14 protein-coding genes are annotated in these 16,037 nt (G+C 66.7%); 9 read left to right on the top strand and 5 right to left on the bottom strand.

The features are described from left to right. Nucleotides 1-2: 2 nt before the first annotated feature. A complete protein-coding gene (rpmB, locus tag ABD974_RS06375; protein ID WP_345302467.1) occupies nt 3-239 on the bottom strand; it encodes a 50S ribosomal protein L28 in 237 nt (78 codons plus the stop codon). A gap of 464 nt (nt 240-703) precedes the next feature. Between rpmB and ABD974_RS06380 the strand changes: the two genes are divergently transcribed. The 3 genes from ABD974_RS06380 (at nt 704) to ABD974_RS06390 (ending at nt 3,486) form a co-directional block, all read left to right on the top strand. Next, nucleotides 704-1,408 carry a 2OG-Fe(II) oxygenase gene (locus ABD974_RS06380; RefSeq protein WP_345302468.1) on the top strand — a complete coding sequence of 235 codons (705 nt, stop codon included), beginning with the start codon at nt 704-706 and terminating at the stop codon, nt 1,406-1,408. 61 nt (nt 1,409-1,469) lie between these two features. Beyond that, nucleotides 1,470-2,957: a glycosyltransferase gene (locus ABD974_RS06385; protein ID WP_345302469.1), complete on the top strand. Its 1,488-nt coding sequence runs from the start codon at nt 1,470-1,472 to the stop codon at nt 2,955-2,957. Nucleotides 2,958-3,090: 133 nt separating this feature from the next. Continuing rightward, on the top strand, nt 3,091-3,486 hold the full coding sequence (locus tag ABD974_RS06390) for a hypothetical protein (RefSeq protein WP_345302470.1): 396 nt from the start codon (nt 3,091-3,093) through the stop codon (nt 3,484-3,486). 133 nt (nt 3,487-3,619) lie between these two features. On the opposite strand, the gene ABD974_RS06395 is transcribed toward ABD974_RS06390, so the two are convergent. Continuing rightward, complete coding sequence (locus tag ABD974_RS06395; RefSeq protein ID WP_345302471.1) at nt 3,620-4,771, bottom strand: PA0069 family radical SAM protein; 1,152 nt, start codon at nt 4,769-4,771, stop codon at nt 3,620-3,622. A gap of 89 nt (nt 4,772-4,860) precedes the next feature. Next, complete coding sequence (locus tag ABD974_RS06400; protein ID WP_345302472.1) at nt 4,861-5,814, bottom strand: nucleoside-diphosphate kinase; 954 nt, start codon at nt 5,812-5,814, stop codon at nt 4,861-4,863. Between the two features lie 276 nt (nt 5,815-6,090). Here ABD974_RS06400 and ABD974_RS06405 point away from each other — a divergent pair, with 276 nt between their 5' ends. The 6 genes from ABD974_RS06405 (at nt 6,091) to ABD974_RS06430 (ending at nt 12,783) form a co-directional block, all read left to right on the top strand. Next, nucleotides 6,091-6,243, top strand: coding sequence for a hypothetical protein (locus ABD974_RS06405; RefSeq protein WP_345302473.1), 153 nt, complete (start codon nt 6,091-6,093; stop codon nt 6,241-6,243). 161 nt (nt 6,244-6,404) lie between these two features. Then, complete coding sequence (locus tag ABD974_RS06410) at nt 6,405-7,412, top strand: iron-containing redox enzyme family protein (protein ID WP_345302474.1); 1,008 nt, start codon at nt 6,405-6,407, stop codon at nt 7,410-7,412. 68 nt (nt 7,413-7,480) lie between these two features. After that, nucleotides 7,481-8,743 (top strand): HlyD family secretion protein, encoded by a 1,263-nt coding sequence (locus ABD974_RS06415; RefSeq protein ID WP_345302475.1) that lies wholly within the window; start codon nt 7,481-7,483, stop codon nt 8,741-8,743. 94 nt (nt 8,744-8,837) lie between these two features. Continuing rightward, the gene (locus ABD974_RS06420; protein ID WP_345302476.1) at nt 8,838-10,964 is read left to right on the top strand and encodes a peptidase domain-containing ABC transporter; all 2,127 of its coding nucleotides are present in this window, start codon (nt 8,838-8,840) and stop codon (nt 10,962-10,964) included. Then, entirely contained in the window at nt 10,961-12,229 is a 1,269-nt protein-coding gene (locus tag ABD974_RS06425) for a nucleotidyltransferase family protein (protein ID WP_345302477.1), read from the top strand. Before ABD974_RS06420 ends, ABD974_RS06425 begins: the two co-directional genes overlap by 4 nt. Beyond that, nucleotides 12,226-12,783: a hypothetical protein gene (locus ABD974_RS06430; protein WP_345302478.1), complete on the top strand. Its 558-nt coding sequence runs from the start codon at nt 12,226-12,228 to the stop codon at nt 12,781-12,783. Before ABD974_RS06425 ends, ABD974_RS06430 begins: the two co-directional genes overlap by 4 nt. A 32-nt stretch (nt 12,784-12,815) precedes the next feature. Here the strand turns inward: ABD974_RS06430 and ABD974_RS06435 are convergent, their stop codons facing one another. Together ABD974_RS06435 and eno are read right to left on the bottom strand one after the other, a co-directional pair. Beyond that, nucleotides 12,816-14,660, bottom strand: coding sequence for a M28 family peptidase (locus tag ABD974_RS06435; protein WP_345302479.1), 1,845 nt, complete (start codon nt 14,658-14,660; stop codon nt 12,816-12,818). A gap of 50 nt (nt 14,661-14,710) precedes the next feature. Continuing rightward, the gene (gene eno, locus ABD974_RS06440; RefSeq protein ID WP_345302480.1) at nt 14,711-15,988 is read right to left on the bottom strand and encodes a phosphopyruvate hydratase; all 1,278 of its coding nucleotides are present in this window, start codon (nt 15,986-15,988) and stop codon (nt 14,711-14,713) included. Nucleotides 15,989-16,037 lie beyond the last annotated feature (49 nt).

The raw sequence follows: 16,037 nt of genomic DNA on the forward strand, positions 1-16,037 counted from the left end.
CCTCAGATCTTTTCGCCGCGGGCGCGAAGCTCGGCGAGCACGGCGTCGATGCCGTTCTTGTCGATGGTGCGCAGGGCCTTGGTGGAAACGCGCAGTTTCACCCAACGGTTTTCCGAAGCGACCCAGAAGCGGCGCTCGTGAAGATTGGGCATGAAACGGCGGCGGGTCTTGTTGTTCGCGTGCGACACGTTGTTGCCGGTCGCGACGCGCTTGCCGGTGACTTGGCATTCGCGGGACATACGTACCTCTCATCGAATAGAACGCACGGGCGTGCGATCTGCGGTTGTTTCCCATAGCCCGGGAGACGGCGGCCCCGGCGTCGGTCCGGGCCATTCGGCCGGAACGTCCACCACGCGATGCGGGAAGGCAGGTATCGCGGCGACTTGCGGACGGGATCGCGTTCCAGTCCTCCGTCCGGGGATGTTCCACGCGGGAATTCCTCGGGCCGGGCGCAGCGAGCCGGGCATTATGCCGATCTTTTCCAGCGCAGGCAATCACTTAGGGCCGCGGAAGCGCGACGGAATCATCGAGACGGCGGCCTGAAGCCGCTCGACCGGTGCGGCCGCCGGAGATTCCGAAGCCGATCTGCGGCCGCGGCGGTCCCCGCCGATCGAGGTGCGGGAATCGCGCCCGGCGCCGCAATCGTGGCCGCCGCCACCGGCTACCATCCGGATTTCGACGCCCGCCCGACGGAATGACCGGCATGAAGGATCTGGACCACATCACCATCACCCCGGACGCGCTGCCCCGCGAGGTCTGCGACCGGATCGTCGCGCGCATCCGCGCCGATCAGGCATCCCTGCATCCGGGTCAGGTGGGCGGCGGCGTCTTCCCGGAGCTCAAGCACAGCCGCGACATCACCCTCACCGGCAACGCCGCCTGGCAGGACGTCGAGCAGACCCTGAACATGGCGATGCTCGGCGCGCTCATCCGCTACCTGCGCGAATATCCGGCGGCGCTGATCTCGCCGCTGATGCTGCAGCAGACGGGCCCAGACGGGACCCTGCGGCGGCTGTCCGCGGAGGACGTGGCGACGAAGGACGACGCCGGCCTCATCGAACTGATCCGCACCTGCCTGCGCCCGGGCCACATCAACCTGCAGTGGTACCGCGCCGACGAAGGCGGCTATCCGTACTGGCATTGCGAGCTGTACCCGCGCGACACCACCTGCGAGACCCTGCACCGGCATCTGCTGTGGACGCTGTACCTCAACGATGGATTCGAGGAAGGCGAAACCGAATTCATGTACCAGGCGCGCAAGGTGAAACCGCGGACCGGCTCGCTGCTGCTCGCGCCCGCGGGCTTCACCCATACGCATCGCGGCAACCGCCCGAAAGGCGGCGACAAATTCATCGCGACCAGTTGGGTCCTGTTCCAGCGCGCGGAGACGCTGTACGGCCAGGGCTGAAGGGTCGCGCGACGCCCACCGCGATTTCTTGCCGCGGACGACATCGTCCGATCGCCGGTCGATGCCGACCGCCGGGATGACCGTGCGGTACGCGGGACACCGTTTCACGACGGTGTCGTTCGCGTCAGCGTTCAGCGTTGACCGACAGCGTCGCGTACGCATCGCGGAAACCGCCCGAAAGCGGCGACAGATGCATCCCGCCCCGTCGATCCTGTTCCCGCGTGGACGTCCTTCTGCCGACCGTGGCCGCATGGCCGGGAGCGGCGGCCACCGGACCGGTACGGTCCGATCGGGCGGACACCGACGCGTATTTCATTCCCGATACCGGCATGGTTACACTCCCTGCCTGCGACCACGTTCCAAATCAAGGATTGATGGAGGGCGCTTGAAAATTCTGTTCATCCCCAATGCCGGCGCGGTCGTGCCCCACCTGGCGCCGCTGATGGCATTGGCGCTGAAGCTCGATCCCGTGGCGCACGAGGTCGGATTCCTGGCACCCGCCAGATTTCATGCCTCGGTCAGAGCGCTCGGCAAACAAGTGCTGGACATCGATTACCGCCCCGAGCGCGCATTCCAGGACGAGATGTCCGCCTGCACACGGTTCCGTCCCGATGTCATCGTCGACGACTTCAGCCTGGTGACGCTTCTGACCGCGACGCTCATGGACCTGCCGAGAGTGACGATCGCCAGGACGGGCGCGTTTCCCGGATACGTCCCGCGGGACGCGAATCACTGCCACAGCTGCGAATCGATCGCGCGCTTCGACTTCGCCGCCAACTTCAGCGAGAGCGAGTCGTGCTTCGGCATTCCCGCACCGGAATCGTTCGCCGATGTCTGCGCCGCGCATGCCAGCATCGTTCCCGGCATCGCGAGCATCGAACAACTCCCGTTCGACGCAGACGACAGGCCCGATTTCTTTTTTTCGGGCGCACTGGACCTGCCAGACCGCCTGATGCCGATCCCCGACGGGCGCACTCGGCCCGACGAAGCCGCAATGTCGGAGTTCTTCGAACGCCATGCGCAGCGACGCATCGTCTTCGTCACCCTGGGCTCGGTGCTGGCGCCAAGCGATTCGATCCGTCGGGCGATCCTCCACATGCTCGACGCCGGCGTTGCGGTCGTTTCGACCGTCGGGATGACGGATCTACCGGCCGGTTACGATCGACTGTTCCACTACGCGCCGTTCGTGCCCATGCACGCGGTCTGCTCGCGCGTCGACATGATGGTTCATCATTGCGGCAGCGGTACTTATCAGTACGCGATCCTGCATGGGCTCCCTTCACTGTGCATCGGGTCCGGTTTCTACGACCGCGACGACATCGGGCGCCGTCTCCATGAACTGGGCGTCGGCAGATTCATTCCCGGCGACGACGCGGCGCTGTTCGTGGAGACATTCCGCGATGGGTTCGATGCATGCATCGACCCGTCAAGCGCGTGGCATGCGCAGGCGATGCGGCGGCTGGACGCGCTCAAGCGCGAAAACGACCTTGCCTCCCGGCGTTTCGATCTGGAATCCATACTGAACGAAGTCGTGCGGACCTGTGTGTGATCGGTCGGGTCACTCCTTTTCAGATCGCGATCGGCGATACTCGCCGGCACCGTACGGACGGCAGGAACCGCGGATGCATCGGGTTCGCCGCATCGTGTGCGGTTGTGGAGAGCGACAGGATCAGGAGATCAGGATGTTCACGCGCAGGCTTTTCATCATTTCGATTGTCATGGCGGCATCGATCATCAACGGAGCAGGTATGGCGGCGACCAAGGCAGGTATTCTCGAGGGCAACTGGAAACTGGATGGCGCTTTCGCGCCGTCGGGCGAGACGTTGACCGCAACCATCGTCGAGCTGCCGGGGCAGCAATGGCGACTCGTCCTGCCGAAGGACGTGAAGCCTGAAGGCATGAACGGCGATGCCGTGCTGCGTCAGGCAGAAGACAACGTCTTCGTTTCGACCTCATCGGACGATGTCAGGATCCGGATCGCGGTGACTGCGCCGGGCAAGGCCCAGATGACGATCAACATCGACAGCAGCAAGGGCTTCGCGCGATTCGCATATGGAATGACCCGCATCGGACACTGACGGCGGGCCGCGCCTCCCGGGATCGGGCGGCGCGGCTTGCGTCCTTCCGTCGGGTGATGCGGGATGGCCACATCGCGACGCCCAGGTCCACGCGTGCGTCAAACGCGTCCTCTGCGATCGGCACCCGGGACGCTCAGAACAACTCGCCCTGCGGCGATGCCGGTGTCCGAGGCGCGAGCGGCACGAATTTCGATGCATCCAGCGGCGGCAGGCGGCCGAATCCGATGCGCCTGTACGCCTTGGCGAAGCGCATCGCGATCAGATCGGCGAACGGCCCTTCGCCGCGCATGCGCGTGCCGTAGGCGCTGTCGTAGTCCTTGCCACCGCGCATCTGCCGGACGAGGCTCATCACGTGCGCGGCGCGTTCGGGATAGTGCAGCGCCAGCCACTCGCGCCAGACCTCCTTCAACTCGTGCGGCAGGCGCAGCAGTACGTAGCCGGCGGCGCGGGCGCCGTGTTCGTATGCGGCTTCGAGGATGCGCTCGATCTCGACATCCGTGATCATCGGGATGACCGGCGCCACCATCGTCCCCACCGGCACGCCCGCCTCGTGCAGCGCCTGCACCGTTTTCAGCCGCGTGTGCGGCGCGGCGGCACGCGGTTCGAGCTTCGACGAGAGCCTGTTGTCGAGCGAGGTGATCGATACGTAGACCGTCACCAGGCCGTCGCGCGCCATCGGTGCGAGCAGATCGAGGTCGCGCTGGATCAGCGCGCTCTTGGTGATCAGGCTCACCGGATGGCGATGTTCGGCGAACACTTCCAGCAGTTGCCGGGTGATGCGCCAGCGGCGTTCGATCGGCTGATAAGCGTCGGTGTTGATGCCGAGCGAGATCGGCGAGCAGCGATAGCCCTTGCGCGCGAATTCCCTCCGCAGCAATTCCGCGGCATTGGTCTTGGCATAGAGCTTCGTTTCGAAATCGAGGCCCGGCGAAAGATCGAGATACGCGTGCGACGGCCGCGCGAAACAATAGACGCAACCGTGCTCGCAGCCACGATAGGGATTCAGCGATTGGCTGAAGGGAATGTCCGGAGAATCGTTGCGGCTGACGATGCTGCGCGCGCGTTCTTCGGTGACCTGCGTGGTCAATTTCGGCGGCGCGCCGCCCGTGGCGTTCTCGTCGGATTCCTTGTCATCCGCATAGACCGAGCCCCAACCGTCGTCCTCGGCTTCGGCCACGGTCTTTTCGAATCGTCCGCGCACGTACGAAGCCGCACCGCGGCCCTTGATCGGACCGTTGCGCACCAGATTGTGCGTCGCCTCGTCGACTTTGCCGCGGTGTGCCATCCGGTCAGGCTAGCGCGCACGGGTCGCAATCGCTGCGACGGCACTCCCGATCGCGAAGGCCGCCGCTCCGGCGAAGCGCCCGGAAGGTCTCAGCCGATGTCCCGGGAGGGTTCCAACCAGGGCGACTGGCCGGCCGCGACGATCTGTTTGCTGGCGCCTGGGTCGTCGTAAACGATGAAACCGGCACCGAGGATCGTCACGTCCCACGGATCGAGATCGAGGTCGGATGCCGCCAATGCCCGCACGAAAGGAGGCCATGCGATCCGCTGGCCTGCGGCCATGGCGTCCAGATCGGCGTCGATGCGGTCGCGATCGCCCGCATCGAGCGCGGCGGCACGGCGGTCGAAGGCCTGTCGCACACGAACCAAGGCCGCCCGGGCATCGAGTTCGCGCGGGGCGCGAACCGATTCGGCGACCGTGTCCTCGAGCAGTCGCCGCTCGGCATCCGCCAATGCGCCGCGAGCGAGCGCCTCGAATACCGCGGCGCGATCGGAGGTGTCCAGAAAGATCGCCAATTCGCGCAGCAGATCGGCGGGTTCGTCGGCGACATGGAACAGGCTGAAGACGCGATTGGGCTGCGCCATCCGGCTGCGCAGGCAGTCCGGCGTCTGTTGCGACACGTCCGAGGGGCCCTTCAGGACGCTGAGCCGCACCGTCGCCGGCAGCGCGGCGCCGGAAACATCGCACAGACACAGCATCAGACAGGGATTGGCGAACACGAGATCGTTGACCATCAACCGGTCGAGCGTCGATGCGGTGAGCTGGTAGCGCCACAGCTCCCGCCATTGCAGGCGGTGCATCGCGAATTTCCGCACCGCGACGATCCGCAGATCGTGCGCATGCAGGAACTCGACGATGCGCTGCGCCTTGCCGCTGACGAGACCGTCCGGTTTGATCATCAGCAGCGCGCTGCGATGCAACACGGATCGCGCCCGTTCGCCCCACAGGCCCTCGGCCTGGCTGAGCGCTTCGCGGAAGTAGGTCTCCCGGCCGTAGAGCTCGGCCTTGAGCGGAATACGCGAGAGGTCGTTCCAATCGATCATGGGCACGGAGTCGGCGAGTGCGGGCGGCCGCCGCCATCGCAGCGGCCGGGCGAGTGTAGCAGCCGCCCATCGGGGCGACCCGAGCGGCGGCATCCGGCCGGCTGCGCGACCCGATGCCGAACCGAGGCAACGGGTCTCCGCGAGGGTGACAGAACCACGTAAGCAACTGAAAAGAAAAGATTTTCATGCATGTTGACTCGTCAATGTCGATTTGCTAGCCTGCAAATGGCTTGTTCGAGCCGTCTCCAATCGAACCCATATTTCAAGGAGATCCACATGTTTTCTTTCGCAAAGAAAGACGCTGTCAACAAGGCCGTCAACCTGAACGCCGTCAGTCAGGAACTCCCGGAAGGTTGCGAAGCCCTTTCGGATTGCGAGTTCGCTGAAATCACCGGTGCGGCCATCAGCGCCGTCGCCGCGCACCTCTAAGTTCGGACTCGCGACACTCGGGGGTCGGTCTCTGCCTTTTCCAAGGCACAGGGGCCGGCCCCTTTACGTTGTCGTTCGGAAGTCGCTGCGTCGGGCGTCGCGATCCCCGCAGCAGATGGAATGACACTCACTTCAAGGATTCAATCGCTGTCCGTCCGACGATGAAGACCGAAGAATTTTTCAGCCATCCCTGTCTGCTCGATGACGTCCAGGTGCGCATCGAAGACAATGTGCTCAATGTCTCGCGCGCTTCGCGCGGCGTACGGCTGAAGGGCCTGCCCCCGCAACACGTGCAGCCGGTCCACGATTGGCTCCAGAAATGCAATGCGGCCCGGGCGCCCCTGCTCGACGTGACGAGGCAGGCTTCAGGCGTCGATATCGCCGTGCTGCGTGCGCTGGACTCGGCAGGGCTGGTGGTCGAACAGTCCCCGCAGCGCAACGACCGCAGCGGCACCGCCGTGCTCAGCCGGATCGAGCAGCGCGTGCTCGAACAGATCGAGGCGATGCCGGAACAGGATTTCGCCGACACGATGGACCGCAACGGCTGGAACCAGCGCCAGCTCGTCGGCAATGCGTTCGAGTACTACTTCATCACCCTCGGCGCCTACGATGCGATCGCGCCTGCATTGGCGCGCGTTTCGGGCCAGTGCCAGGCGACGATGGCGTCGTTCGTGATCGAGGAATACCGCCACGACCGCATCCTGCTGCGCGCGCTCGAGGCCTGCGGTTACGGCGAGCGCGATGTCCTCGACGTGGTGCCGCTGGCCTACACCAGCGCGGTGATCAACGAACTTTTCTATCTGGCCCACGTCGACCCCCTGGCGATGATCGCCTGCCTGTTCGTGGTCGAGGGCAGGCAGCAGGCGGGCGAAGGCTATCTGCAGATGCTGCAGCGCAATCGCGCGCCACAGGCCTACATCGACAGCCATCGCGAGCACGACCGGATCAACAACAACCGCGAGCACGGCACGATCAGTCGGCAGTGCTTCCGCCACATCGACCATATCGGCGAAGAAGACGAAATCCGGATCACCGAGCGGGTGCTGATGTTCCACCGCGTGGGCGTCGAACGCCTGCGGCAGATCTATACCTATTACGCCGATGACGCCAATCCTTGCCCGCGCAGGGTTTCCGAACTCCAGGTCCGTTCCCATGACAGGATGCATTGAGCCGCGCGCCTCCGCGGCGATACGCGAGTTCATCGGTACCGCCCGAGTCGCGCGCTGACTCCGCTGGCATGGAGCCTACGACGAGCACCAAGGGGACCTTCCGCAGCGAAGCCCTGGCCGCGCAGCGGGAAAAATTCCAGGGCGAAGCGGCGATGCCCTACCCGCTTTCCCTCTCCAGGCTCGGCTGGGGGACCGCGATCGTCGCCGTCGCGCTGGTGACGTTCCTCGGCCTGAGCGATTACACCCAGTACTATCGCGCCACGGGCATCGTCAGCCCGCACTCGGGCATCACGGTGCATGTCGCCGGACAGGAGGGGCGGGTGCACCTCGCGCCGACGCTCAAGCCCGGCGCGCGACTGCCCGCCAACAGCCTGCTGGGATGGGTGGAAGCCGCCGCGTCGGTGGAAGCCGCGAACGGATTGACCGACAAGGGCCTGGCCTACCTGGTCTCCAAGCGCGACAGCCTGGTCCGCGAGGACCGCATCGCAGGGAGCTCCTCGCAGGCGCAACTGGCCTCGCTGCAGACGCAATCGGAATTGATCGATGCGCAGATCGCGCGCCAGCAACAGCAGCGGGCGCTCGTCGCCGAACGCCTGCGCATCAAACAGGCGGAGCTGGAACGGAATTCGGCGCTGCAGCGCGACGGTTTCGTCTCGTCGCAAGCGCTTTCGGCGCTGCGCGCCGAAGTCGCGTCCCTGCAGGAGGACGGAGCGACGGTCGAACGCCAGATCGCGGCGCTGCGGCAACAGGCGATGGCCTTGAATCAGGATGCGATCGATCTGCGCGATCGCTCGCGTGCGGAGATCGAGCGGCTGCAGCAGGACATGGCGGAAGTGGACAGCCGGATCGCCTCGGCGCAGGGCAACCGCCGCATCGAACTGCGGGCGCCGCGCGCCCTCACGATCCAGGCGATCCACGTCGAATCGGGCAACTACGTGGACGTCGACACGCCGGTGGCGACCACCACGGCGCCCGGCGAAGCGCTGGAGATCCGCGCGCTGGTCGGCGCGAGCGCGGTGGTCGGCCTGCGCGCGGGGGCGCGCGTCCGCATCCGTTACGACGCGTTTCCCTATCACTACTACGGCAGCTTCGAGGGCCGCGTCAGCAGCATCGACCGTTCGCCCTGGCGAGGCGCGCCGGCCAACCCCGGCGAGGCGGCGCGCCAGGCGCAGGAACCGCTCTACCGCGTGATGGTGCAACCGCTCGCCCAGCGGGTACGCACGCCGCAGGGCATGCGACCGCTGTTGACGGGAATGTCGGCGCAGGTGGAAATTCCCAAGACCACGCGGACGCTCCTGCAATGGATCCTGTTGCCAGGCCGCAACTACTGAACGCTCCCGGCGGCACCCGCGACACCGGTCCGCCGCCGCGCGCGTCGACGGTCGCGACACGACGCGGCCCGCACATCTTCTGGCGATGCAATCCATGATTCTCGAATACCTCGGCATCAAACGTTCGGTTCCGCAGATCCTCCAGTCGGAGCGCGCAGAGTGCGGTCTGGCGTGCCTGGCGATGGTCGCCGGGTACCACGGCTACGACATGGACATGGCGACGATCCGCCAGCGTTTCGTGTTTTCCGCGTTGGGCGCCACGCTGCGCGAAGTGCTGGAAGTCGCGGGCCGGCTCAATCTGTCGACGCGTGCGATCAAGGCGCCGCTCGCGGCGCTGCCCAAACTCAAGACGCCTGCCATCCTGCACTGGGACTTCAATCATTTCGTGGTGCTGGTGGGCACGAAGTCCGACGGTTCGCTGGTGATCCACGACCCTGCGGCCGGGCGGCGCACCTACAGCGCGGAAGAGGCCTCCACCCACTACACCGGCGTCGCGGTCGAACTCTCGCCGGCCCAGGACTTCAAGCGCGAGAAGGTGCGTACGGCGCTGCCGTTCCGCGTGCTGCTGCGCGGCGCGCTGCACGACCACCGTCCCCTGGTGCACGGGGTGATCTTTGCCCTCTTCACCCAGCTGCTCGCGATCTCGGTGCCGCTGGTCGGCCAGTTCCTGGTGGACAGCGTGGTCCCGGCGGGCGATCTGCGCACGCTCAATGTCGTCGGCGTGGGCCTGTTGCTGCTGCTTGCGACCCTGTTCGTGAGCCATTTCTCGCGCGGCCTGACCCTGGTGTATCTGGGCAATGCAATCCACAGCCATCTGGCGCGCGGCCTGTTCAGGCACCTGATCGAGTTGCCGCTGGATTTCTTCCAGCGCCGCCAGAGTTCCGATCTCGTCGCGCGCTTCGAATCGCTGCGGGTCATCCAGCGCCTGATCAGCACGGCCTTCGTCGAGGCCATCATCGATGGCCTCGCCATGGCCGTGGCCATCGTCGCGGTGCTGGTCTACAGTCCGACGATCGGCACGATCGCGATCCTGGGCATGGCCGCATACGCCCTGTTGCGCTACGCGTTCCAGACCCGCTACGTGATGATGAACGAAGAGCAGATGGTCAAGGCGTCCGTGGCCCTGACCACCTTCGTGGAGACGATGCGCGGCATCGAAAGCATCAAGGTCCACAACAACCAGTACATGCGCGACTCGACCTGGAGCGCCCTGCTTTCCGCCTGGTTCAACGCGACCGCGCGCATGCAGACGCTGTTGTCGGTGTTCTCGGCGGCGGCCGCGACCCTGCAGCTGCTGATCTTCGGCGCGAGTCTCTGGTACGGCGCACGGATGGCGATCAATGGAGACCTGAGCCTGGGCGCGCTGCTGGCGTCGCTGAGCCTCGTGCAATTGTTCTCGCTGCGGCTGACGACGCTGATCGACCGGATCTCGGACTTCAACATGCTCAGCATCCACCGCGCCAAGCTCAGCGACGTGTATGCGGTGGAGAAGGAAAAATCCATGCAGGGCAGCGGCGTGCTGACCATCGCTTCGCTCAAGGGCGGCATCGAAGTGCGCGACGTGTCGTTCCGCTACGACCCCAACGCGCCGTGGATCCTGCGCGACACCACGATGAAGATCGAGCCCGGCGAGTTCGTCGCCATCACCGGCGCCTCGGGCGAAGGCAAAAGCACCTTGCTTCGGGTCATGCTGGGGATGCTGGAGCCGGAGGAAGGCAGCGTGCTGATCGACGGCGTCGAGATGGCGTCTCTCGGCAAGGAGCGCTACCGCGACCTCATCGGCGTCGTGTTGCAGAACGACACGCTGTTCTCCGGGTCGATCCTCGAGAACATCTGTCTGTTCGACATGGCGCCCGACCTCGCATTCGCCGAGGAGTGCGCGCGGATGGCGGGCATCCACGATGCGATCGCGAAGATGCCCATGGGTTACCGCACGCTGGTCGGCGACATGGGTTCGGTCCTGTCGGGCGGGCAGCAACAGCGCGTGTTCCTGGCGCGCGCCCTGTACCGCAGGCCGCTGATCCTGTTCCTGGACGAAGCGACCAGCCAGCTGGACGTGAAGCGCGAACGCCAGATCAACGACGAAATCTCGAAGATCGGGATCACCCGGATCGTCATCGCGCATCGGCCCGAGACCATCAACGCGGCGAGCCGGGTCCTGCATCTCAGCGGCGGACAACTCACCGAGATCGCGCGCGAACAGGAGCCGCCCGCGACATGAGCGCGACCGTCTGCCGGGCGCTGTTCCAGCTGCTGACCACGCCGGCGGACGCCGCCGACACGGTCGTGAGGGCGGCGTTGCAGGACGAGGATCCGGGCGTCGTGGTCGAGATCGCCAGGCGCGAGCGCTGCCTGCCGAACCTGTTGGATCACCTCGGGCGGCTGCGCGGGCTGGATGCCGCGGAAACGGACATGCGCGAAGCCCTGGAAACGCAGCATCTGTCCAGCCTCGCGATCCTCGAAGGCTTGCCTGCCGGAACGGTGTTGCTGAAGGGCGCGAACATCCACCGCCATTATCCGGCAGGCGCGGCGCGCTACAGCGGCGACGTCGATCTGATGCTGCGGGGATACGCGGACCTCGGCCCGTTGCACGCCCACCTGCAGTCGCAGGGTTACGTTCCGTTCGGTTCCGGGCTCTGGGGGTTTCGTGCGGACGATGGTTTCGACGGGGCGCTCGCGAGTCTTCGCTATTGGCATCCGGAGCGCGACGAGCGGATGGTGTCGATCGAAGTCCAGGTCGGCGGCTTCCCGATCTCGGAACGGCAGTGCCTGCGCTTCGACGAACTCTGCCGGGATGCGGAACGTTTGCCCGGCAAGGCCTATCTGACGCTCGCGCCCACCGCGCAGCTGCTGCTGGCGCTGGCCGATTTCGTCGGCCGGCAATCGCCGATCTCGGTCCGGCACCTGGCCGATGTCGTGCTGGTGGCGCGCCACGCGCCGGCGTCCATCGACATCGACCATCTGCGAGCGCGGGTCCGCACGTTGGGGCTGATGAGCGGCGTGGACAAACTGCTGGCGGCGGCGCACGCCAAGGGCCTGCTCGACGCACTGCCGGCGCCGCTGCTGACGCTGGGGGAAGCGCCGGCCAGACCGAGCGCGAGCGCCGATGCGGAAGCGCGCCGCGATCCACGCCCCCGTGGCCGGCTGCGACACGCGCTCGCTTCGGGGCTGCTGGCCGCCGCGCGGCAGGCCTATCGGTTTCGCCCCGATGCGCGCTGGTCGGCCGCGTGGTCGTCCCGGCCGGCGCTGGTACGCTTCGTCCTGGACAGCGGGCATCGCGTCGCCGGGATTCCCATGTCCTTCCAATCGAAAGCGGGCACGCATCTGTTGCGTGCCGGCTCGGGTCTCTACCTCAGCGGCGGCAGCGGCGTGTATGCACTGTCGCTTTGCGGGGACTGCACCCACGGCAACCGCAAATGGCTGTTCGAACGCCTGCGAGCCACGCCCTCGCCCCTCCTCGTCAGCAGCAGCAAGGAGCTACCATGACCGATCCGCTCGCCCGCGCCGTCGAAACGGACGCCGATCCGGCCGTCGCGGCGATCCTCGATCGCCAGTACGCCTACTTCATCTACCGCAGCCTCGAATGCGTCTCGCATATGGTCAGCGGCACATCGCGCATGCCCGAGGATTTCGATCGCACATCGCGACTGTACGTCCGGGTGATCAATCTGCTTTCGCGCCACGGCGCCGCGTTGCCCGCGTTCGACGCGATCCTGCCGGCCTCGGAAGGCCTGGCCGCACTGCTGTTCCATTGCAGCGTCTGTCATCGCGAGGCCTACTGGCCGGCGCTGCGCACCGCGCACGAACGCTGCTTCGGCGAGACTCGCGCACGGGTGCGGGCGCACGGCGGCGGCGCGAATGCGGAAGACGACTTCGTGGCTCTGGCTTCGCTGTTCGAGCGGGCGCTGCGCGAGTACGAAGAGGCGCTGGAAGCGCCCGGGCCGTTGTCGTTCCAGGCGCAGGCGGCGGTCGTGCAGGCCGGGGAATGGGCCGGCATCCTGCTGCAGGAAGCGAAGCAGGCCGCAAGAACCACGCACTGAACGCACAGGCCGAGGCGGCATGTGCGTTCCGTTCATGCGGGCGGCTGCGGCGCGGCCCAGCCGGACTGCAGCCACGCCTGCCAGAACAGATCCGCGCGCGCGGGATCCAGCGGCTGGCGCATGGCGTGGGACGCCCCGTCCAGGATCGCGCGGGCGTCGCGGCGGCCATCGATGTGCAGGGCGATGTTCGCCAGCCACGCGAGCGTGCGCTTGTCGTGCCGGATCTCGGCCTGCATGCGGGCGCGCAGCGGTTCCGGCAACGCGCCGATCATCGCACGCAGATTGAATGGCCCGTCCCATTGCGGATGGATGGGCCGGATGGCGGCAGCCTCCGGTTCGGAACCGGCATTCCGGCCATGCGCCGTCGGCACGTCCGGCATCTCGTTTTCGGCGAGCGCGCCGACCTGTGCACGCAGCGTCCGGTGCGCCGAAGCGACCGCGCGCAGATACGTATCCCGCCAGGCCGGATCGCCGGCCATCGCCGCGGCATGTTCGGCCGCCTGCGCATCGCGATCGCACCAGTCCCGCGTCAACGCCCGCAACCCATCGGCCAACGCAGCGTAATCGTCGGCGGCCAGGGCGAGCAGCAGCGCCGCGGCAGCGATCGAACGACGCATTTCCAGCGGCGAGACCTTGTCGAGCGTGTCGGCAGCGGAATGGTTGAAACGATCCGGCCAGTGGGCGAACTGCACCGCGGGCGCCGCGAGGTGCGGGCCGGCGAACAGCGCGTGGTCGGAGTACCCGAGGAACGGCACCGAACGCCAACGGCCGCCAGCGCCGGCGGTCGCTGCGAACACGCCGTCGACCACCCATTCGGCGACCGGCACCAACGGCGACAGGGTCGTGGCCGGCGTGCGTTCGACCACGAACGGACTGCCGCAGCGCGCTTGGTCTTCGCCGATCATGTCGAGATTGAGCACGGCATGCGGCACCGCCGACAGGCCTGCCGCCTCGACACGGGCGCGGTAGAACGCGGCGGTGCCCACGAATTCCGGCGCCCAGACGAAGCGGATCGGCCGCCTGCGCGCAGGCCACGCGGACGCGGGCTGCGACGACAACGCCTGCAGGGTCGAAGCCACGCCGAGCAGTCCGACCACCCCGGAGCCGTTGTCGTTGGCGCCGGGGCGCGGATGGCAGAGGTGGGATGTGATCCAGACCTCCGCCGGGCTCGCAGGCTCGTCTGCGACGTCCTGCTGGGCCGGCAACACGCCGGTCACGACCGGCATGGACGCATCGCGATCGACGAGGATGGTCGCATGCGCATGCGCACCGGATGCGGCGAGTGCCGACAACGCGGCGAATTGGGCATGGGTGACGCTGAATCCGAACCACTGGGCCCATGCATCCAGTTCGATCCTGCCGGAATAGGCCGTACCGGTGTCCGGATCGACGCAGCAGGGGCCGTCGGTGACGAAGCCGAGCGCACCGCGTGCACGCAATGCCGGCAGGCATTCGGGATCGCGATAGGTGTCGGCATCCACGAGCACGATCGCATCGTGCAGCGGCGCGTCCGCCTCGGCGATGGACACCAGGCGCGCGCGCGTGCCGGCGTCGGGCGTCGGCGCGGAATACGTCGCCAGCAGGAACGGTTGCGATGCGTGATCGAGGGTCAGGGTTCCGGGAGCGTCTGCCTCGCCGACGCGCAGGCGGGCGATGCTGGGAGTCCAGGCACGCGGCGCGGCGAACGTCCAGAAAGTGCGTTCTCCGTCCGCTGCGAACGCATGCACGGCCACGTCGATCAGGCCGGCCTCGCGCGCGGCCTCGGCGACCATCGCCGCCGCCGCGGCGATGCCCGTCGAAGCCTGATAGCGATCGTGTTCGATCAGTCGCGCGAGCCGGGCCATGACGCCGTCGATGGGGACGGCGTCCAGGGCCATGCGGATCCAGGCATCGCGGACGGGCTCCATGTCCGGCGCGACGCGTATCGTCAACCGCGGAGGAAGTGCTTGCCGTCGTAACGCGACTGGCGGCCCAGATCGATCTCGATGCGCATCAGGCGGTTGTATTTCGCGGTGCGATCGGAGCGCGAGAGCGAACCGGTCTTGATCAGGCCGCAGTTGGTGGCGACCGCCAGGTCGGAGATCGTGTTGTCCTCGGTCTCGCCGGAACGGTGCGACATGACCACGGTATAGCCGTTGGTGTGCGCGGCATGCACCGTGCGCATGGTTTCGGTGAGCGTGCCGATCTGGTTCACCTTCACCAGGATGGAATTGGCGATGCCGCGGCGGATGCCGTCGCGCAGCCGGGCTTCGCTGGTGCAGAACACGTCGTCGCCGACGAGCTGGCAACGGGCACCGATCTGCGAGGTGGCGAGGATCCAACCATCGAAATCCTCTTCGGCCATGCCGTCCTCGATCGACACGATCGGATAACGCGACACCAGGCTGTCGAGATACCGGACCTGCTCTTCCGGAGAACGCTTGATGCCTTCGCCGGTGTAATCGTAGACGCCGTCCTTGAAGAATTCGCTCGCCGCGGGATCGAGCGCCAGGCTCACGTCGTCGCCGGGCTTGTAGCCGGCGAGTTCGATGGCGCGCACGATCAGTTCGAGCGCTTCCTCGGCGGTGCGCAGGTTGGGCGCGAAGCCGCCTTCGTCGCCGACGTTGGTGCTGTGCCCGGCATCCGACAGCAGCCTGCGCAGCGTATGGAACACTTCGGAGCCCATGCGCACGGCATCGGTGAAGGTCGGCGCCCCCACCGGCATGATCATGAATTCCTGGAAGTCGATCGGATTGTCGGCATGCGCGCCGCCGTTGATGATGTTCATCATCGGCACCGGCAATTGATGCGCATGGCTGCCGCCGACGTAACGGTACAGCGGCAGGCCGACGCTGGCGGCGGCGGCCTTCGCCGTGGCGAGCGAGGCGCCGAGAATGGCGTTGGCGCCGAGGCGGCCTTTGTTGGCCGTGCCGTCGAGCGCGATCATGGTTTCGTCGATGGCGATCTGGGCGGTGGCGTCCATGCCGACGAGCGCATCGGCGATTTCGCCGTTGACCGCATCGACCGCCTTGCGCACGCCCTTGCCGAGGTAACGCGACTTGTCGCCGTCGCGCAGTTCCACGGCTTCATGGATACCGGTCGATGCGCCCGAGGGCACCGCGGCGCTGCCGAAGCCGCCATCGGCCAGTTCGACTTCCACCGCGACGGTCGGGTTGCCGCGGCTGTCGAGGACTTCATATCCGAAAACTCGCTTGATCGTGGTCATGTCGATGCGCAATAAGGTCCATGGGAAACGGAAGATGGGCGCGGCGCGA

Source organism: Lysobacter hankyongensis (assembly GCF_039543145.1).
Lineage (GTDB): Bacteria > Pseudomonadota > Gammaproteobacteria > Xanthomonadales > Xanthomonadaceae > Lysobacter_I > Lysobacter_I hankyongensis.